This window comes from Janthinobacterium sp. JF4, assembly GCF_059617925.1.
Genome location: NZ_JCAQAV010000060.1, coordinates 1 through 19653, shown reverse-complemented (window position 1 = coordinate 19653; position 19653 = coordinate 1). Strand labels below are relative to the sequence as shown.

Genomic DNA, 19653 nt, shown 5'->3' with positions numbered 1-19653 from the left:
GGCCCGGAACAGGGCCATGCTGCGACGAGGAATATGATCGCACGAAACTAAACAAAATTGCCGTTGCAGATGATTCTGCGCCACCGCCGATGGCGCGCCTCCGCCTTTCCACTTGCGCTTGCCATATCCGGTTTGTGAGCGCAGGCCCGCTGTGTCAGCGGCAGCTTCTCGTGCCCGGCGTCGATCCAGCCCAAGCGCGCCTCCTGACTCACGGTCCCAGTTTTTAAGCCAGTCCACTTTCATCTTCAGTTGCCGATCTCGCCGTAAAGCTTGTCCTCAGGGCTGCTTTCATTTATCGGTTTCGACTTCGAATCTATTTGCGCTCCACCCAAACATTGAGCTACGGCAGCATTGAGCAGCCGGAGCTGGAAGCAATCGAATGTAGCTAGCTCATGGTAAGGGTTAGGCGTGATATACCAGTTTCGAGTGTAATACAATTATGGGTCAGAAGTGGAGGTGGTCTATGAGCACGCTACAATCCTCAGTCGAAGAGCATCTGTCAGCTCGCATGGATGCAACTGCGCGCGTAATTGCGAACTTCGCTTGGCAACACTTAAGAGCTGCCGTAACGTTTCGCGATCAAGTGGTTGCCCTCGAGACTCATAATTGCGGTCAACCTTTCGGCCCGTTCTTTGAGGATGTACGCTCCTACGGGAGCGCGTGCATAATGTCGGCAGGAGCTTCACTGGAAGCGCTGATTAACGAGCTCTTCATCACGCCGGAAGGGCCACTGCGGAAGCAACTTAGTGACTTCGAAACAGAGTTCTGGGGGCGCGGTGGAATTGAGCGGAAACCACCCCTCGAAAAGTATCAGGTCGCACTCGAGATGCTGGGGGAGCTCAAGTTTGATCAACAAATATCCCCTTACAGGGATGCTTGGGCACTCTTCGAGCTCCGCAACGCTTTGGTCCATTACAAGCCAACCTGGGACCCAGATCGCCAACGCAAAGTCGAGCTTGTCGATATCCTGGGCAAAAAGTATGAGCTGAGTCCGTTTCCAGACAGCGGGGCCGACTTCGTGACCATGCGGAGCATGAGCTCAAGTTGCATGCGCTGGGTCGTCACGACTGTAATAACCTTCATGAGGGAGTTCCATGCACGAGCACAACTCGATAAACACAAGATGTCTGCGTTCTGGCGCCTCGACACTTAATCCTTCGACCAATTGGAAGTCCTCAACTCGGCCTCGCCGTTTTGAAGCAGTCTCTTATGTTAAATGTTGAAGGTCCCTTAAGGGGTGGCACATGCAAATGACGGCAACCGGCCAATAGCGGACGTGGTGCAAACGTTAAGGATGGCAGACATGGAAATAAATAATCAAGAGCAAGTAGTTGGGACGCCGGACCAGCCCTACTGGTTCCAAGTGATCTTTGAAGACGTCAATTTCGCATGCTGCGTTATCAAGGCGTCGCTGGTGGCTCCCAGTTACACTGCATGAGGCGGCCGCGATGAACAATATTCTCGCTAACGCCATCGCATCAATCACGCTGGGGATTGAGGACTATAAGAGCAAAGGCAGGCATCGACCGTTGTCCGCGCTGAGAAACATCAGTGCAGGCATCCTGCTGCTGTTCAAGGCAAAGCTGGCTCAGCTGGCGCCAGACGAGACGCTGATCAAGAAGGACTTCAAACTGGCGTGGCAAGATGGCCAATCTTCGTGGATCGCCAAGGGCGACAAGACGATCGACTACCAAGGTATTCAGGAGCGCTTTGCGCTGGTCGGTATCCGGTTCGACTTCAAGGAGATGGACCGCATCATCAAACAGCGCAATCGGATAGAGCACTACGTGGCTGACGTGCCCGTCGAGGCAATCCGAGAAAGCATCGCCAACGCCGTCAATCTGATCAACCGGTTCTGCCGAGAACAGATGGATGTTGAGGCAGCTTCGCTCTTTGACCCCGACATTTGGCAAATGGTGTTGCAAGAGAAGGCCATCCACGATGTTGAGAAGAAGGCCTGCAACGACCGCATGGGGCAGATGAACTGGCCCTACCCCGAACTGTTGACCATTGCCGTCGATCACTGCCTCTGCGGAACATGTGAGGGCGACTTGGTTTCGCCGGCGGACCCGAAAGCCCCGCTGAAGCAGATCAGATTCGCCTGCGCCGCTTGCGGAGCCACTGAAGGGTACGCAAGCGCGATGGAGGCGGCATTCTTGGACTGGGCGGCCGGTGAGAACTACCGTTCGATCAAGCACGGCGGCGAGGTCGTGAGCGACGACTGCGACAACTGCATGTCAGACCTCGTGCTCGCCTCCAGGGGCTACTGCGTCGCGTGTGGGTACGAGCATTTCAAGCGTTGCGATGGATGCGGACAGATCTTCGCAAAGGGGCACTTCTGTGAATCTTGCGATTACGCAGACGGTCAGGCCTCAAGGCAAGATCGTTCGTAGTCGGAAGAAAGTTGAGTGACGTGCCTATGAGGCTGCCGCGATCATTGATCTTCAGGGAGACAAAGTGTTAAAGAAATCGAAGCTTTCATACGGATTGACTGCATTGATCGACATTCTCTGGTTTCTTCTGCATAACGCTGGCTCGAGCAGCCACATGCTCTCCATGGCAGACGTCGTTGACACGCAGCGGGACTAGGTTACAGCCACGCAGTTTGCTGTCGATGGCCAAATTAAAAATCGCCAAGTCGCGCACGCGGCGATAGATTTCCAGACGCACGCGAATCGCCCATATCTCGCTAATTCGCAGTGGTGCTTTTTGACCGATCAATTTTCCTTTGTTCCATGGCACATACGGGGTGGTATCCCTCAATTGAATGTTCATGATAGATCTCCTAGTTGGAGCTCTACTATGCGCCACCGTCTTCAAGATGACAGAGAGATGGTGGTGTGCAAATCTGTGAACTTTTCATTTTGGCAAAGTGGTATCCTTGTATATACGGTCGAGACCGGCCAGAAGCTGCCTCTCGCACTCTACGATTGAGTACCCAATCTTAGTTCATTTATAAGAAAAGATGAAAAATTCGCTCCTCATGCTTGCTTTTATATCTTTATTTGGCGGCTGTTCTCATTCCACGCTTACAGGAGATAGCAGGTCAGTTGGAATTACCGGTGGTGTAGCAGCAGAGCATGAAATTCTCGGTAATGGCAAACATATGTTGGTAGTGACAGCATCACCGGCTCTAGCTGAAACTGAGGGTTCAATTGAGCAGCGCATATTCATTCACGCGCAACGCGAAGCTGCGCGAATCTGTCCAGGAAAATTTGAGTTTGTTACAAATCCGAATGGTGTCGCTCCTCTTGCCGCGGGTTTTATGAAGCGGTCACGTAGCTACGTATTTTCTTGCGCGTGAGATAGTGCTGCAGAAGGATTTTAGGTATCGGTCGGTACCCGCTCAGAAGCGGCCGCCCAAGTTTGCGTATGTAAAAAGACACTGGGACGAGACTAGAGGTGACAGGTACGATGCATAGGGCACGTCCTGGTGGTACTTTGAAGTCGATGGTACAGGCTGGATCACCGTAAGCGTCGGCCCTGCACCGTCTGGTCGTAGCGAGTAGCGTCTGTCACAGTAGTGCCCGCTACTTTTTGGCGGGAACTACTGTGGGCACTTAAGAGGACCTGGAGAGCACCTGGCGGGCGACGTCGGCCTTGTGTAAACTCGCCTCATGCTGACCATCGCCGACCTCTCTGACGATATCGCCGCTCTGAAGTCATTGCGATTGGCAAGCGAACGTCGCGTGCAAGAACGCGGCGACAAGGTCGCAAAACTGGAAGCGCAGTTGAACACGCGCGCCGCCGAGATCGAGCATCTCAAGCTGTGGATCGCTAAGATGTGGCGCATGCAGCCTGACCGAAAGTCCGAAAAACTTGGCCGCCAGATCGAGCAGCTGGAACTGAAACTGGAAGACCTGGCGCCTGCGCAAGACGGTCGCGTAACAGTCAGATCGTCTTGGCGTCGGGAATGCTGCTGCTGTCTATCAGGTCCAGTAACTGCAGTGAGTTGCGTCGGTCCAGCAGCTGTTATTCGAGCGCGTCGTCGGCGAAGCTACTTCGTCGACGTGCTGCTGTGTGTCGGCCAACATCCGGCGTCCCTCGTGCATCAGCTCACGCCACGGATATGGAAGGAGATGTTAGCCAACAATCTTCTACGGTCGGACCTGCATGACCTGGGCGGCCGACGGGCTTACACCGCAGTGTGATCGCTTACTTGCCGTCAATCTGCTACGGTCGGACCTTCATGAAAGAGGCAGCAGATGCGATTACCCGGCGGCGTGATCGCTTAAGGGCACAAGTGCATGTAGGATTAGATAAAGAGTCGCTTTAGGAAGCCTTCGCTAATATGGAGAGTCCGAGAAGAATTGATGCTAAAAAACACATGGACGCTATGAAAAAGACTGCTTCTTCTGTTGCTACTCATCCACCTAAGATCGCGCTTGCCCTATCGGGTGGCGGGGTACGGGCAATGGCATTCCATTCCGGCGTACTGCGTTATCTGGCCGAACACGGGAAGCTAGAGGCCGTATCTGACATTTCGACTGTTTCTGGCGGTAGTCTGCTGGTGGGGTTAGTCTTCGCGCGTTCGGGAATGGTGTGGCCGAGTTCGGCGGATTACCTAGCTAAAGTATTGCCACAAGTGCGCCAGACGCTGACAACATACAACTTACAGACACGGGCGGCGGTTAGATTGCTCTGCTGGCCATCGAACTGGCGGTTCATCTTTTCGCGCGCGAATGTCTTCGCGCAAACGATTTCGTCAGGTTGGAATATCCCACACCGCTTGGCCGACTTGCCTTTGCATCCGGTATGGTCGATCAACGGCACAACAGCCGAAACCGGAAAACGTTTTCGCTTCAAAGGTGCCGACTTCGGAGATTATGAGCTTGGCTATGCTAGTGCGTTAAATTTCCCGCTTGCGTCCGCGATGGCCGTTTCCGCAGCATTCCCCATAGGGATCGGCCCGTTAGCGATCAACACCAAATTACACAAGTGGCTAAAGCGCCCGATTTGGGATAAAGACGCTGAAGCTGCATCAGTGCTGCTTCCGTATAAACGCATCCACATATATGATGGCGGCGTGTACGACAATCTTGGACTTGAATCCTTCTATGACGCTGGGAAGCAGGTCTGCAAGGGCAATTTTCGGATCATTGCTTCGGACGCAGGGAAACCACTTGAACGAAGATTTAACTTTACTGCCCTCAATCCCTGGCGACTGGGGCGGTTGATGGATATAGTGGCCGACCAAACACGATCGCTTCGCATTAGAACATTTGCGCAATATTTAGTTAATGGCGGTGCAGGCGCTTATCTACAAATCGGGACAATTGGACAATCACTTATTACTCAGAGTAGCGAGTCCATATCAAACGATATGAGTTACCGAATTGACGGCGCTGCTGCCGAGACCGCGAGATCCTACCCCACCAATCTGAAACGGATGTCTAGTGTAATGTTCGATCTTATCGAAAGCCACGGATATGAGACCGCGAAGGCGAACCAGGCGGTCTACTTATATCTGTAAAGCGCGTTTACCGTTTACGTAACCCAGTTCGGTACGGAGCTGGATTGGCCCGAGCTCGGATGTTGTCAGAGTGTTGACTCAGCCTGGGAAACTTCTTTGGTTCGAACACATCGTGCTTGTGAAGTGCAGTCGTGCCAGCCATAGTGTCATACCATTGGACTGACGAGGTTCCATTGTCCGAGCAGACCAAGATATCGCCGCGCACCGTGGTTGCGATCTGAATCCCTTTGTTGGTGAGTAGCGTGCGGATAGTCGGCGCTGGGTGGCTATACTGGTTGCTGTTATTGGCCGCGCAGACGGCCAATTTTGGCTTAATTTCGTCCAGTAGATCGCTAGTCATGAAGCCATTGTCCGCTCCATGGTGCGGTAAAATTAGAACATCAACCTCTTTGCGAGCGGTGCTGCAAGCCTTTAATAGCGCCGCGATATCGGTCGATTCAACATCTCCTAGACTCAGGACGTTGAAACATCCGGTCCTGAATAATTTTACGGTTGAGTTGTCGTTCGGCTTCTTGACTAGCGACTTGGGATGGTAAACAACGTCTTGGTACCCATATCCGGTAATCGATTTGAGCGACTTGATGTACGTGGGTGTCATGGCGATGCCTTTACGGTCGCGCAGATCTTTGCAGTATTGCTCGATCGTGGTCTTACATACGTTGCCGCACTCGGTGCTTGGATCATAGCCGGGATATTCGATTCGGGTAGGCGACCACGTTTTTAGAATTTCCAGAAGTTCCGAATGGTTGCAATGGTCTTTGTCCCAACTGGTGATATGCAGAGTATCGATGCGCGACTTTCCACATTTCTTTAGTTCTGTTACAAGGTTAGGGCGGCTGATGTCCGTGACTCGGGCTTCAATCAGGGTAAAGGTTTTACCATCGCAGTAGGAAAAAGATGCTCCGGCATTCCCCAATTGATAGGCGCGGAAACGAGTCGGCACAGTCTGGAGGGTAGGGAGCAGCGCCTTGGCAGCGTTTTTTATTTCGTTAAGATTCATGTCGTGTCTTTCAGAACAATGTCATGGAACACGGATGACCTACCCTATTCACTGTACCAACGAACAGCATTGATGTAACAGTAAAAAACGACCGTACTGCAACTCCCCAATCGCAGTATGACGTTTGCATGTCATTTTTTCGCCCAATGACGAATGCCTTTGGGAGTCCGTTAGCACTCTACTCCCGAGAGTGCTAATTTCTATTTTGCACTCATCAATAATGGATGTCAACGCAGTTTTCATCCACATAGACTTCCAGATTCAGTTTATTGGCGTACTCCTAGTCAAGGGTAAATATATATTTTTCACATCGTTCTAACTTGTTAAAAACATCCGACATGGTGCCTGAGGTCATTTTTAATAGAAACACCCACAGCGGCGTACACTGAACGTAGGCACGGACTGTCACAATTTGCTTTTTAGTCCCATGATTGGGGTAAATTATCATTTTTACTATCTCGTCGAATTGAGCTAGTTGTCGTTAGTTACTTTTGGAGTTCTAATTGGATTTTTCATTTCTTTCACGCATTGCGACATCTTGTATCGCACCACTATGGAGCGTTTTTAAGAAAATAGGAGGTGAACGTAAGGCAGCGCAAGGCGATACGGTTATGCAATCGCCCGGCGAGAAAATACACAAATCGACGTTAGTGCACCTCGGTGCCAATGCTTCCCTTTGGGCTGACTGGGCCACCACCTATGACGTGGTCGTAGGTCATATTATCCGATCTCCGCTTTTAGCTCAGGCTCATGTATCGCAATGGTTAAGCTTACAGGACACGCAGAGTCGCATGAAGCGACTTGCGGATGCACAAATTGCCGGCGCTCCCGTGCCTTCTGACGACCACGCTGCCTTAGTAGTCAGCTACATGCGAGACTCAGGTGACAATAAGCATCGAGCAAGTGACTTTGTCGATCTCGTCAATAGCGTTCTGGTGGCTGGCGTACGGGGGGGAGTAAAAGATGAAGCGCTCTCCGCTCAGCTCCAAATTAGTGTTGTCGCTTTGCATCGGAGGTTCGATGCATTTGATCAACGAATGAACAATCAAGATATCCCAGAACCAGATTGGTCATTCGATATCGCATACAAGGCAAATGTGGATTGGCTGCAGAATGTATTCTCTAGCAGCATCAAAGCGAAGAAACGGCTCGGACAGGCTCTCAGCCCAGCCGATCTCGCGACGTCCCTTACATCAGTATCGAGAAGCGCATTGACGGAAAACCTCGACAGAATGCTGATCGATTCTCCAATTGGCGGCGTCGTCGCAATTACCGGTAACGAAGGTAACGGCAAGTCCTGGCTCGTCGCGCAAGCTTGGCTTACTTGGACCGTGAAGCCGCTAACACTCTTTCTCACCGCAGAGGATGTAGGCGATCAAATCGTCGACCCGTTGACGCTCCTCGCCCGGAAACTTTGCGAGCAAACCGACCGGCAGGGTGATGAACGTCATCAAGCATTCTGGTTTAACCAACTACGTGTTTGGCGCAAACAGAGCTCGGGTCAATCGCTAAGGTTACTGGTCGTGCTCGATGGCCTGAATCAACGCCCTAAAACGAAATGGTCGCGAGCAATTGATTTACTCACTGACGAATTAGAACGCATCGACGGAAAGTTGATCCTCACCTCACGTAAGCGCTATTTCGACGGAATCGTCAAACCGTCCTTGGTCTCGCCTTGTCGTGAGTTGTCGGTCCCTGAGTGGACACCACACGAGCGGGATGAATTGCTGGCCGCCCGTGACATATTGCCTAGTCAACTGCATGAGAGGGTCGCGGACTCTTTATGTAACCCCCGCCTGCTCAGCGTCGCGCTAACGCTGCTTGATCATACACAGCTTCAGGCAATGGAGGAGTTGAGCATATCCCTATTGTTATTCGAGCACTTGCGTGCAAGCCATAAGGAATCATACGGGCAACCAGTAGCATACTTCGCGCGACTGCTGCAAGGGCACGCAAAGCAAGTGTTGCAGCGCCTAGATGCGCAGCAACGAGACGACTTAAACGTGTTTGATGGAGGCTTGGAGGCAGTTGTGGAAGGACGTTTCTTCGTACCGCTTACGGACGACTTGACGCGCTACACCATCCATAACGATGGGCTCGGTCTGGCACTCGGATTGGCGATCCTCGACGAACTACACGCAGCTTCACGTAATCATCGCGACCTCAATGAAGCCTTGGCGCTTTTAACCGAGCCGATCGCTGCGCTTGACCAAACATCGGAGGCAATTCTCGCTGCACTGACAGTGGCCTGTGTGAGCGATGAACATTCGCTCGAGATCGGTGCCGCAATACTCATTGGTTTTGCCAGCATACAAAATCCCGACGAATGCACATTCGACGCATTTGCTGCATTAGTACGTGTCAAACCAAGAGTCTTTATTGACGCGGCGCACACTTTGGCATTACAGGGCGGTACGGCGGTTAATTTCGACTGGATTGAACTAGCATTAAACAAAGCAAGAACCGACGCACTTACTTGGGAAGAGCTCGCACCAGCGATCGAAGATTGGCTCGCACATGTCACGCTTGATACTGAATCGCGCGTATTCTCGGCCGGAAGAAGCGCTGATGAGGTCGCCGTACGACGTCTCGAATTAAGGGAGGAACTTGATGCCAGATTGTCCAGCCTTTCAATTGAGGAGCGCGACATTCTTGGGGGGCTAGTGCAAACAGAGGCGCCAGATGTTTCGGCACTCGGACGACTCGCCCTCACGCTGTTGGCCGGCATGCCGCTGGCACCGTTCGCCCAGTCCTTCGTACATTGGAGTTTCATCAGTAGTTTGAACAGTAGTCATCAATCGCCTATGAAGCAGTTTCGCCATCTAGTCCGTTTTAACGGCAACGACTGGTCGGCCACTCGTAGCGGGTTATTGCATTATAGCCAATGTCTGCGTGAGGACAGGACTTCGAATGTTGGTCAATGGGCCTTGGTGACGCTGCTGGGTGCAACAGGCAATCCCGACGATGCTCGAGACGCAAAAAAACTTATTGATTTCTTGCAGACAGGGCGGCCTGCATACCGAAGCTGGCATTGGAATGAGCGATACTGTAGTACTGATCCCTGCAATCCCGACAATGCGGAACCCGATAATGTGGCGCAAACGGCCGCAGCGTACGCTGAGATTGACGTTAAGGAACTTGCCCAGCACATGGGGCAAAATGATCATGACCGTTTCTTCAACGATGCTAGGCCAGCTGTCGCTCGCTACTTCACGGATACGGCCATTGAGCGGCAACGCTCCCTGTTTGACGACGTGTTGCATCGCAGCGGCACGTCTCTTCGCCAAGGTGTCGTCAGTCTGCTAGAACACGGCTCTTTAATCACCCATGAGCAAGCCAATCGATTTGTTCGACGAACTTGCGGCAGCGAAGCGGATATCGAAGCACTCCACTCGCTGGGCAAAGAAGCTCACGTTTGGACGCTGTTCCAAATGGAGCTTGCTTTTCCCGTATTGAGTGCTGCTGAGCAGCTCAATGTACTCTTGCAGGCGCGCCTTGGAGGTGCTCTGTCGAATAACCTGATCGAATTGATCAAGCCTCTCGATATCGAACCATTCGAGGCCGCGCTAGCTAAGGCAATCGAGGCGCTAGATAGCGAAGCTCAGTTGTCCGTGTTGCTGTTTACACCCTTTGTGAAACAGCCGCTGCCAAATGTAACACGTGAGTTTCTCCCAGCTTTATTAAATAGCGAGCTGACACTAGTGCGCGCGTATACGCTTTGGATGGTCGCCCGGTCAGGTGACCCTGCGGCTCTTGATCTAGCGCTGAAGAGCCGGTTAGTGAGGAGCGATCAGACAAGCAGGGAATACGAATTGGAGCATTGGCACTATTCAGCGGTGTTGCTTGAAGCGGCAGTAAAAAGCATCGTTCCCTGGGAGACGGTCGTAGCGAATATGGAATTTAGGCATGTTGCCTGCCTGTCATCTCATCTCGGCGGAGACGTTACGCAATATTTCGCTAATGTCGTTGACGCACTCTTTAAACGGGCACTGGGCCTGCAGGTCGAGTCGGGCATTCTTGAGATGGAGGTGAGGCAGTATCCCAGCATTAATGCTCAACCACAGTATATTAGGTTACGCGAACAAGAAAAGCCGCCGGCTAGTTTTGATGAGGCCATGCGTCGTGCGAATGAAGACGAAAGCAGCTTTAACGAACGTCAGGGAAACCTTCATACTGCCTTTCTTGCCTTCCGTGCGTCGCTCGTAAGCAACGATGCCCTTAGGTTGTTGGATCAATTTTCTCTGGAAGATCTCGCAAGCACGGTGGCAACCGATACCGCTCGTGCCGAAGAGTGGACCACATTATTGCTCGCTCAGCCCAGCGGCGCGCAGTTGGGAGCAGCTCGCAATATGGCGTTACTCCTAGCACGTGAGATTTCGATACGGGATGCTAGTACAGCGGTTCGACTGTTCGAGAAATTCGCCTCTATCCGGCCACTAATACGGAATGTTTTTGGTCGTACCGGTATCGAGCTCGGAGCGATGGCAGTCTGGTCGGCGGCCAAGCAACCTGAACTCGATGCATTACGTAGTCGCCGCCTCGACTGTGCCATCAATAACGATGAACTTGCACAAGAAGTATGGGCAGCCTTATGGCAGGGTAAATCGTGTATTCTTAGGCAGTACATAGATGCGCGCTTGAACTCATCTTGGCCAGCGGCGCAAGCACGTGCTATCTTGGTGGCGGGCCTGATGGGGGAAAATTCACATAGCAATGATGTGCTCAATAGGTTTGCTGGCGTTCCTGGGCTGCTTGGTGACACTCAGCATATTGCCAATGAACTTTATCAGCGCCATGTCTGGGCCATGCATTGGTACGCCCAAATGTGCGCGGCGCGCTCTCCTGAGGATTTCTGGCGCGCGGCGGTACTCTTTCGCGTGGTGGCGGATGGCCGTATTGAAGCAGTACCACGACCTAGTGATGAACCTACAGCCTCTTTTCTGCTCTATTGGCCCGGGGCCATGAGGCAAATACATAATCGCTTTGATAAGTTGCGGGATAAATGGAAGAAGAATTTATTCGCTGACGAGGCGCCTCTGCCTCTATTTCTTTCGTCGTCGAACCAAGAGTAACTGCTGACGATGTGTTTTGCGGCGATTGGCGCGAAGGAGAAAATATCTTGATGTCGGGCCAGCAAATCGCCTTAAAATTTGAGTTGCTCCGACTTGAGCCGCGCGCATGATTCTATTCTTGGACTACGACGGTGCGTTGCATGACTTCGGCAGCACAACCCAAGACCTTTTTCGCCAAACGCCCAGTAAGCAGCCGCGTGCACAATGGTGTGGTGGCGGTGGACGAACCCAATCAGCGGTGGTGCTCGGACGGCTTCGAGATCGCCTGCGATAACGGCGAAGTGGTGACCGGTGTGTTCATGAAAGATTGCTGCGACCGCGAAATCATTGCCTGGCGCGCCTGAGCGGAACGTGGCCTGCCTGGCGAGCCCGTGCGCGACATGCTGGTGGAAGCGGTCGAGGCAAGATTCAGCCAGGCCAGCGTCGGATCGACCCGGCTGGAATTCTTGAGCGACAACGGTGGCGCCTACCGGGCCCATGAAACGCACGCCTTGGTGCGCGCACTTGGGATTGAACCGGTGCACATGCCGGTATGCAGCCCGCAGTCGAACGGCATTGCTGAAAGCTTCGTGAACACATTTAAACGAGACTATGTGAACTTGATGGACCGCAGCAGCGCAGAAAACGTTCTGGCTCAATTGCCAGACGCCTTTATGCACTTCAACGAGGTCCATCCGCATTCGTCGCTGAAATGGAAATCGCCTCGCATGTTCAGGAGGGAGCTGGCGCGCCGGGCTCAGGAAAGCGGCGCTAACTAAACGATTGGCTGTGTCTGGTTATACGGGGGCAAGATCACATGCAACCATTAGATCATCGCCAAAATTAAGAGTCCCTTTGACGCGGGTGACCGTACATATTTTCTTGAAATTTTGCGTGAACTCGATCGGCATGCTTGCAATGACGCTTGGTACGCTCTGCCAATTGGCGACCTAACCTTGTGACGTAAAAATGTTGTCTTGGGGAATTATTATCGCATTTATTGCGAAAATATCGCACTTATTTTAAAAACTCACAGAACTGCTAGATGATGGCATCACACCGCTGGGAAGCGGTGTGTTTTTTAGCCCGAGGGAATCTGCGCGGCGCAGTTCCAAGGCAAGAAGTCGTCGACCTGGTTGACCGGATGATCGGCGATGTGGGCCAGCACATGGCGCAGCCAGGCCTCGGGGTCAACACCGTTGAACTTCGCCGTGCCGATCAGTGAGTAGACGGCGGCGGCACGCTCGCCACCGCTGTCGGCGCCAGCGAACAGGTAGTTGCGCCGGCCAACGGCAACGCCTCGCAGCGCCCGTTCAGCGGCCGAGTTGTCGATCTCGATGATGCCGTTGTCGCAGTAGCGCAGCAACGCCGGCCACAGATTGAGCGCGTACTGGATCGCGGCCGCCGTGTCCGACTTGCGCGACAGCTTTTCAAGCGTGGCGCGTAGCCAGCTGCCGAAGTCGTCGAGCGATCGTCGTGATCGTTGCTCGCGCACCTGCTGTCGTTCATGCGGCGGTTACCGTGACTCTGCAAGAGTGACATTGATGTTGGTCTCGCCGACGATTAGTTGTAGGGCCGGTAGCCCATCTTCAATCATCGACAACGCAAGTCCGACGAGTTGAACAACGTCATCTCGACTGGGCTCAGCGGAATGGTCTTTCGGGTGCGAATGCCATTCCCCAACGTATCCGACGATGTTAGCCGTACGAGAGCCAACTTCTGCCAGGACGTCTGCAACACCTTGGATGCCTCGCACGAAGGAAACAGGTGTTCCGACACTATCGGGCGGAGCCGGGCAGGCCTTAACAATGACGATACGCTTTAGTGGAAGATCGTGGTAGCCAAGAAGTATTCCACCGGTTTCATTTGGTAGGTTCTCGGCCCGCATTGTCCGAAGTTCTTGCTCAAGTTCCTCATCGAGATAGATAGTGAAGCCACCAGGCTCATAAATGGTTTCCTTGAATGCTGTTGCGGTGTAGGGATATACAGCACCGGTATCGATATCGCGGTGCCATATCGCAATCTTTGCGGCATCGCTCTTTGCCGCCAGGACAACCATCTGCGCTAAATTGGCAGCGTGCACCTGCACTTGAGCTAAAGGGAGCCGAAACGAAATATCCCTGCAACTGGCGCCACTCCAGAAAGAGCCGAGGTTGCCGACCAAGTGAGATTTTCCCCATGGCTCATTTATGAGTGCGCGATAGTACTGGGCTTCAATTGCACGCATGTTAATTGACCTGTCTGCGTTCTCAGCCAATAGAACCGATGATTTGCCGCTCGGAGTGAGAAATACCGATATGTGTCGAGGCAATTTGATGTCATCGCTCACCACGCGAGGATATTCTAGCGTCGTCGAGGCATCGATTACCAATGATGCGGCACCAAGTGCGGCGGCCACTCTGGCATCCGTAAGCAATGTGGCGTCCGCTTGGAGTGCAGCAAACCGCCCAGGATCTTGCGTTGCCGCTACGGCCGCTTCTGCAACAACTGGTGCCTTTTCACGACCGATCTGCGCATCAGTGGCAACATGGCGACTAAGGTTATGCGGTTTGATATGGTCTTTGTCAATCACAGTCCATGTTCCCCAACCCTGACGAGCCCACAAATTCAGTAAACTGCTTCCAAGCGCACCGGCACCGATTAGCACACTCTTCACTCCCGCGTCATCTGAGCCAGATTGCTCACAGAAATCCGTCACATCATTTTTGCGCAACAACGCAAATTGGATTATTTCCATAGTATCAAGATTTTTCACTTCTGGGACCTGGCCAGATAGCACAGTCTCGCGGAAGTACTTGCCTTCATGCAGAAGAAGAGCCCCAATCTTTCGCCCGACCTCAAGGAATGGCTCAAAGATTATGAATGCGCTATGGATAACTCTAGAAGGTGTCTCATCGGCTGATCGCTGCATTGGCGTGTGTAATACGATGATGGTGTATTTCCCGCCAAAAGGCTGTTCGACTAACTGGGCAACCAGTCGAGACGATATCTGTTCGCGAATTAGAGCTAATATGTCAACACCTCTTGACATATATATTTCGGCCAATACCTCCATCGTTTGTGGTGCATCCTCAATAGAGCTGTGTACGACTGGGGGCAGCATAAGCTGGATAGGTTCTGGTAACCCTATTGATTGCTCTGTGGCCGCTGAAAGCACATAAGTGTGGCCGCCACTAATGTGATCTTCCGATACGGCGATGTAAAATTTCTGACCGGCCTCAACCAATTCATCAAAGTTTCGAGGAACCACCAATTCGTCGCCATAGTTAAAGAACAGCGTTTCCGGGGGGTGGTCGGCGGCATGCAGAGTTCCGGTAGAGCTCGATACGAGCCACCACTTAACCCGGCGGATGAACCGTTGTGCTGTCCAAGTACGCATTACGGTCGCTCTAGGCTCGTAATGTAGGCACAGGTCACGTGGGGAATCTCGACCAGTTTGGTTTTGATGCAGTAAAGTCGGAAAATTCTTTCGCAACATTAATGCAGCCACGAAACGTTGAGGATCTCTGTGCACTACAAATGCGATGCGCTCTGAAAACTGAATATCTAAATGAGCGCGTGTAGGGATACCGTGAGCCTGCAACTCAATGACGATAATTTCACGGCCGTCATCTTGTGCACGTCGACACTCAATAAACTTGCAGTCCTTATCATGTATTACGGCCTGAAAGACTTGGCCAGCGCGCTCTAGTTGCAGGTGCTGTGGCTCGATTGACTCGGTTCCAGGAAGGTCGTAATACATGGTCATTGATCGCCTGCGCGTGAAGGACTGGACACTGCAGCACCAACGGCACCAACGGCACTAGACTTGATCCAAGCGTTGCCGCTAGACGTTAGCTCAAAGACAATCGGTTCAGGCTTGTTTCCATTTGGCTCCTCCATTGTTATCAAAAAACTACGCCCTTTGACTGCGGCTATACTCGCTTCGTACGTTTTTCGAGCCTGAATATGTGGCGGCTGTTTCTGTACATACGAATCTTTGATATCAGGGCAGGGATCACTGCAACTAACGATATAGGCGCCAACACGGCCTGCATCAAGAATCTCCTGTACTTTTGGATCGGGTATTGTCTTTTTGTCACCCTTTTCATCACTAAGGGCAAGATAGCTGCAGTGGTGGGGAATGTTATAGATGTCCCAAGCTAGGCGATCCATATTGCCATGGTACTTAGTGATGTCAACGATATCGCTTAGGCTCTCCCAAGTGGCGTCACCAATTTCCAAGTAGTCGAAGATCTGGCCATCGGCATCAAAGCGCACGTTGAAAACTAGTGACGCTACATTGCGGATGATGTCGCCACCTTCACAGTGCTTAATGAACGGGGAGTGGCAGAAGAACTCGACCTTGTCGTCCGCAAGTGAAAAACCGTCGACGATGGTACCTGCATCCACAAATAGGTCGTCACGGGCGGTTTCACTTTCACCTCGCTCCTTCAACTTAGGTTTCAGCCAATCCATCAACTCCTCAGGCTGGGAGAAGACCCGAATGCCTTTGCCTTCGACGAGTCGGTGACGTCCTTCTTGGCGAAGGATGACGAACTCATCACTTTGGCTGTCATTATCTGCCCCTTCCAGAAGCATCGCTGCTGGCAGCCAAAGTTCTTGGACTTTTATCCGCCCCTCGCCTTGATATTTTTTTGCATGCTGTAGTTCGAAAAAGCTTGTACTGCCTTGGATGTGATCCAGGTCAGCATGAGTAAAAGCCACCACATCGAAATAGTCACGGCCAGCAACCGTAAGTTCAGCCTTCAATTCCCCCTTTAAGTCAATTTCTGGACGCTGGGAATCATCAGATGCCGACGAATGGTTGAAGTCAAAAAGGATGCGCCGGCCATTGTGCAAAATGATCTGAGTGGTATCACCGTGCCCAACGGGGTAAAACTTCACGATATGTTTGGTTGCCATTGCTGCCCTTTGTTAGCCAGAAATTATAGTTGCATTACTACTACTCTATCCGTTATTCTGATTTGGGTAAAGTGGTCTTTATTCTTTTATGCAACTAAGGTGCAGAAAAATGGTACAAGTGTAATGAGCGAAAAAATCGCTTTGGCATTGTCTGGAGGCGGGAACCGAGCGATGGCATTTCATGCCGGTGTGCTGCGCTATTTCGCCGAAATGAACATGCTTGAAAACGTGGAAGAGATATCGTCTGTTTCGGGGGGCACCTTGTTAACTGGTTTGATTTTTACAAAATCAAACATGCGCTGGCCAACTTCCGCTGCGTACCTAAATGACATATTTCCCAAAGTGCGCACGACACTGATCACGACGAGTATCCAGGCGAGTGCGATTCTGAGGATTTTTTCTCCGAGGTATTGGCCATTCCTCGGTTCGCTACCCACTCTGGTCGCGCGGGCGATGCACATGGATTGGCGGATACGCGGAATTTTGAATGACCTTCCTCAGTCACCGGTGTGGTCGATTAACTGCACTACTGCTGAGAATGGACGCCGATTTCGTTTCAAAAATGGGCGCCTTGGTGACTATGAGTCGGGTTACGCCGAGGCCGGAGAGTTTCCCTTGGCTTCTGCAATGGCGGTGTCGGCTGCTTTCCCGGTGGGGGTCGGGCCATTTAGGCTTTGCGCCAAGGACCTAACTTGGTGGAAAAGGCCGAAATGGGGCTCATACACTGAAGAAAAAATTGAGCCCACATCGAAGTTTTTACATCTATACGATGGCGGTGTCTATGACAACCTAGGTTTAGAGCCTCTGTTTAGTGCAAGCACTGGCAAGCCTAATAAAGCGCATCGAGTCGTCGTTGTAGACGCAGGCGCACCTCTGTGGCGAGGCTTTGGGATGTCTTCGCTAAATCCATTGAGGATCAAGCGCCTTATGGATGTAATGATGGACCAAAATAGGGCACTGAGGGTGCGCAGTTTCATCAGTTACGTCATAAAAAGTCAACGTGGTGGGTATTTGGGAATCGTCCGTACCAAAAATATTCGCGACGTCATTGATAAACAAGCGGACCGGGCCAATTTTTTGTCCGACGAATCCGCTAATCAGGTTGCGAGCTTTAGTACCTCTCTGAGTATGTTAAGCGAAGAGAGTTTCGACTTGATCGCACGACATGGATACGAAACGGCTAAGCTTACACACCTTGGATTTCCATACTTGCCACCAGGTGAGACGTCGAAGTAGGCAGCACCAAGCTTCGCTAGACCTAGCGCATTGATGCCGCCCCGTTGATGTTCGACCGCACCCGAATCTGGCTGGGGTTGGCCGCCTATCGCACTGTACTGCTGCAATTCAGTGCGCTGCATTAGTGGTGAGAATGACCTCCGTATCATTACTTTTCCGCCCTCCAAGCTCAGTGCGCCCACCGGATCAACGTTCAGGTTCATTAGCAGGCGCATTATTATCAGTCAGCAGCTTCTTATTTGCGAAATTTTCTATTGGAAAATAAAAATCAATTGATAAAATTAATTGAAAATTTATCTTGATAAAATATTAATCTGTACAATATCTGTTGCAACTATTTATGCGGAGATGCTCTTATGCCAGGTGCAATGGTGGTAAAAATTTTTGATGTGGAACATGGCCAATGCGCAATGCTAACCCATCATTACGACGGCAAGGATGGGATGCTGGCCATGATCGATTCGGGTTGTACGCAGGATTGGTTGCCAAGCGACTATGTTCAGAAGGAACTGCGACGTAATAGGATCGATCATCTCTTCATAACAAACGGCGATCAAGATCACATGAGTGGTCTTGACGCCCTGTTCGATGCCGGAATTTCCGTCGGCACCTTACATCGCAATAAAAGCTACACCGCTGATCAGTTTCGTAGTATCAAGCGACGCTCAGGTTCTATCTCCACTGATGCCGAGCGGTATGCTAGCATGATTGAGAAATATACCCGTCCCACAACGACTAAGTTTAGTGAGGAAATGGGAGGCATCGTAATTTCAAAATTCTATAATTCGATCAATGAGTTTGATGATACAAATAATCTCAGTTTGATTGTATTTGTGGAATTTGAACGATTTGTCATTTGCTTCCCCGGAGATCTGGAAGGCCCTGGCTGGCGTGCTCTGCTCAGGCGTGAGGACTTTAGAGCGAAGCTCCTCAGAACAAGCGTTCTGGTAGCCTCCCACCACGGACGGGCTAGTGGATTTTGCGAGGAAGTATTCGAATTCTGCAGGCCAGATTGCGTGGTGATCTCAGATAAATCGATCATGCATACTACTCAAGAAACGGTACCTGACTATCGCAGAGTGGTAGACCCAGGTAAGTATGTGAGAACAACGGGAAAAACCCGTCACGTCCTTACCACAAGGCGAGATGGCACCATTACCATTACGTTCGAGGCTGGAGGTTATTCGATCGATACTGAATTGCGGGGGTAGTCGGCGAAGTGCAAGGTCGGGAGTAGCAGTTATGATATTTCTGATTGTTGCCTGCCTGATGAGCGTATGTATTCTGTGTTGTATCTATATCGTTCAGGCGTAGCTCAGTCGATTAGAATCAACGTTTGAGTTCATTTTTGATCTACAGCGTTGCAGGCATCGCGTCGCCTTTTATCGCTTGCCGGAATTTTAGTTAAATCATTGTATACGTAACAGTTGGAGTAATGCTTGGCATTGGCGGCAATTTTTTCTGCCGTTTACTAGTTTTATCTGCAATGGCGTAGACTACCTATTTCTCAAGGCTGACCTGCTGATTTTTGAATCCAAGACCGAAGGTGGAGTAAACTAAATTGCCGATGATGCACTTATCCGAGCTGAATGTGCCCGCTAAGGCGTCTTGGCTTGCATATAATAAAAGCATCTGACCTTCTCACCCAGCATTTGAAGTGCCTAGATGAAATTCAACCCTATATCGGTGCTTTGTCGGCTCAAAGCTAGCTATCCATGACAACGATTTTTGAACTGGTAAAAGACCCCTACGAGCGCAAGGCGCGAGTGATTCCCGGGCTTCTTGTGACTTTACCTCTGCTCGTTCCCTTGCTGTGCGTCTACGGCGCAAAGCATCCAATACTTACTGGTGTGATCGGACTGCTTGGCAGTTGCGGTGCCATATACACACTCGCAAGCGTAGCCCGGGGGCGTGGAAAGATGTTGGAAGAGAGCCTAGTTGTTTAGTTTCGTGCGATCATATTCCTCGTCGCAGCATGGCCCTGTTCC

10 protein-coding genes and 5 pseudogenes are annotated in these 19653 nt (G+C 51.5%); 9 read left to right on the top strand and 6 right to left on the bottom strand.

What is annotated here, in order from left to right; all coding sequences use genetic code 11:
* Positions 1–243 (bottom strand): annotated as a pseudogene (locus AC54AF_RS25620) (hypothetical protein); the annotation flags it as partial.
* Between the two features lie 220 nt (positions 244–463).
* On the opposite strand from AC54AF_RS25620, the gene AC54AF_RS25615 reads away from it, so the two are divergent.
* Positions 464–1153 carry a hypothetical protein gene (locus AC54AF_RS25615; RefSeq protein ID WP_496638814.1) on the top strand — a complete coding sequence of 230 codons (690 nt, stop codon included), beginning with the start codon at positions 464–466 and terminating at the stop codon, positions 1151–1153.
* Between the two features lie 295 nt (positions 1154–1448).
* The gene (locus AC54AF_RS25610) at positions 1449–2393 is read left to right on the top strand and encodes a hypothetical protein (RefSeq protein WP_496638813.1); all 945 of its coding nucleotides are present in this window, start codon (positions 1449–1451) and stop codon (positions 2391–2393) included.
* A gap of 115 nt (positions 2394–2508) precedes the next feature.
* On the opposite strand, the pseudogene AC54AF_RS25605 reads toward AC54AF_RS25610, so the two are convergent.
* Positions 2509–2775: pseudogene (locus AC54AF_RS25605) on the bottom strand (integrase); the annotation flags it as partial.
* 190 nt (positions 2776–2965) lie between these two features.
* Between AC54AF_RS25605 and AC54AF_RS25600 the strand changes: the two are divergent.
* From AC54AF_RS25600 to AC54AF_RS25590, 3 genes and pseudogenes are all read left to right on the top strand, one after another.
* Positions 2966–3304, top strand: coding sequence for a hypothetical protein (locus tag AC54AF_RS25600; protein ID WP_496638812.1), 339 nt, complete (start codon positions 2966–2968; stop codon positions 3302–3304).
* Positions 3305–3617: 313 nt separating this feature from the next.
* Positions 3618–3863 (top strand): annotated as a pseudogene (locus AC54AF_RS25595) (IS66 family transposase); the annotation flags it as partial.
* A gap of 464 nt (positions 3864–4327) precedes the next feature.
* On the top strand, positions 4328–5473 hold the full coding sequence (locus AC54AF_RS25590; RefSeq protein ID WP_496638811.1) for a patatin-like phospholipase family protein: 1146 nt from the start codon (positions 4328–4330) through the stop codon (positions 5471–5473).
* 7 nt (positions 5474–5480) lie between these two features.
* Here AC54AF_RS25590 and AC54AF_RS25585 read toward each other — a convergent pair whose 3' ends face one another.
* On the bottom strand, positions 5481–6473 hold the full coding sequence (locus tag AC54AF_RS25585; RefSeq protein ID WP_496638810.1) for a ComEC/Rec2 family competence protein: 993 nt from the start codon (positions 6471–6473) through the stop codon (positions 5481–5483).
* Positions 6474–6976: 503 nt separating this feature from the next.
* Between AC54AF_RS25585 and AC54AF_RS25580 the strand changes: the two genes are divergently transcribed.
* Entirely contained in the window at positions 6977–11545 is a 4569-nt protein-coding gene (locus tag AC54AF_RS25580; RefSeq protein ID WP_496638809.1) for a hypothetical protein, read from the top strand.
* 134 nt (positions 11546–11679) lie between these two features.
* A pseudogene (locus AC54AF_RS25575) lies at positions 11680–12303 on the top strand (integrase core domain-containing protein); the annotation flags it as partial.
* A 302-nt stretch (positions 12304–12605) separates the two neighbouring features.
* On the opposite strand, the pseudogene AC54AF_RS25570 reads toward AC54AF_RS25575, so the two are convergent.
* The 3 genes and pseudogenes from AC54AF_RS25570 to mblB form a co-directional block, all read right to left on the bottom strand.
* Positions 12606–13040 (bottom strand): annotated as a pseudogene (locus AC54AF_RS25570) (IS66 family transposase); the annotation flags it as partial.
* Positions 13041–15272: an anti-phage 6A-MBL system cap2_3 protein gene (gene cap2-3, locus AC54AF_RS25565; RefSeq protein ID WP_496638808.1), complete on the bottom strand. Its 2232-nt coding sequence runs from the start codon at positions 15270–15272 to the stop codon at positions 13041–13043.
* Positions 15269–16429, bottom strand: a complete 1161-nt coding sequence (gene mblB, locus AC54AF_RS25560; RefSeq protein WP_496638807.1) for an anti-phage 6A-MBL system MBL-fold protein — start codon at positions 16427–16429, stop codon at positions 15269–15271. The genes cap2-3 and mblB overlap by 4 nt, the downstream gene beginning before the upstream one ends.
* Before the next feature lie 123 nt (positions 16430–16552).
* On the opposite strand from mblB, the gene AC54AF_RS25555 reads away from it, so the two are divergent.
* Both AC54AF_RS25555 and AC54AF_RS25550 read left to right on the top strand, forming a co-directional pair.
* On the top strand, positions 16553–17665 hold the full coding sequence (locus tag AC54AF_RS25555) for a patatin-like phospholipase family protein (RefSeq protein WP_496638806.1): 1113 nt from the start codon (positions 16553–16555) through the stop codon (positions 17663–17665).
* A 356-nt stretch (positions 17666–18021) separates the two neighbouring features.
* Positions 18022–18876 (top strand): ComEC/Rec2 family competence protein, encoded by an 855-nt coding sequence (locus tag AC54AF_RS25550; protein WP_496638805.1) that lies wholly within the window; start codon positions 18022–18024, stop codon positions 18874–18876.
* Positions 18877–19653: the final 777 nt, after the last annotated feature.

Excerpts from the sequence above, each read along its gene's own strand:
- AC54AF_RS25600 (WP_496638812.1), top strand. The coding sequence starts at position 2,966 with ATGAAAAATTCGCTCCTCATGCTTGCTTTTATATCTTTATTTGGCGGC.
- AC54AF_RS25585 (WP_496638810.1), bottom strand. The coding sequence starts at position 6,473 with ATGAATCTTAACGAAATAAAAAACGCTGCCAAGGCGCTGCTCCCTACC.
- AC54AF_RS25590 (WP_496638811.1), top strand. The coding sequence starts at position 4,328 with ATGGACGCTATGAAAAAGACTGCTTCTTCTGTTGCTACTCATCCACCT.
- AC54AF_RS25615 (WP_496638814.1), top strand. The coding sequence starts at position 464 with ATGAGCACGCTACAATCCTCAGTCGAAGAGCATCTGTCAGCTCGCATG.
- mblB (WP_496638807.1), bottom strand. The coding sequence starts at position 16,429 with ATGGCAACCAAACATATCGTGAAGTTTTACCCCGTTGGGCACGGTGAT.
- AC54AF_RS25550 (WP_496638805.1), top strand. The coding sequence starts at position 18,022 with ATGCCAGGTGCAATGGTGGTAAAAATTTTTGATGTGGAACATGGCCAA.
- AC54AF_RS25555 (WP_496638806.1), top strand. The coding sequence starts at position 16,553 with ATGAGCGAAAAAATCGCTTTGGCATTGTCTGGAGGCGGGAACCGAGCG.
- AC54AF_RS25610 (WP_496638813.1), top strand. The coding sequence starts at position 1,449 with ATGAACAATATTCTCGCTAACGCCATCGCATCAATCACGCTGGGGATT.
- cap2-3 (WP_496638808.1), bottom strand. The coding sequence starts at position 15,272 with ATGACCATGTATTACGACCTTCCTGGAACCGAGTCAATCGAGCCACAG.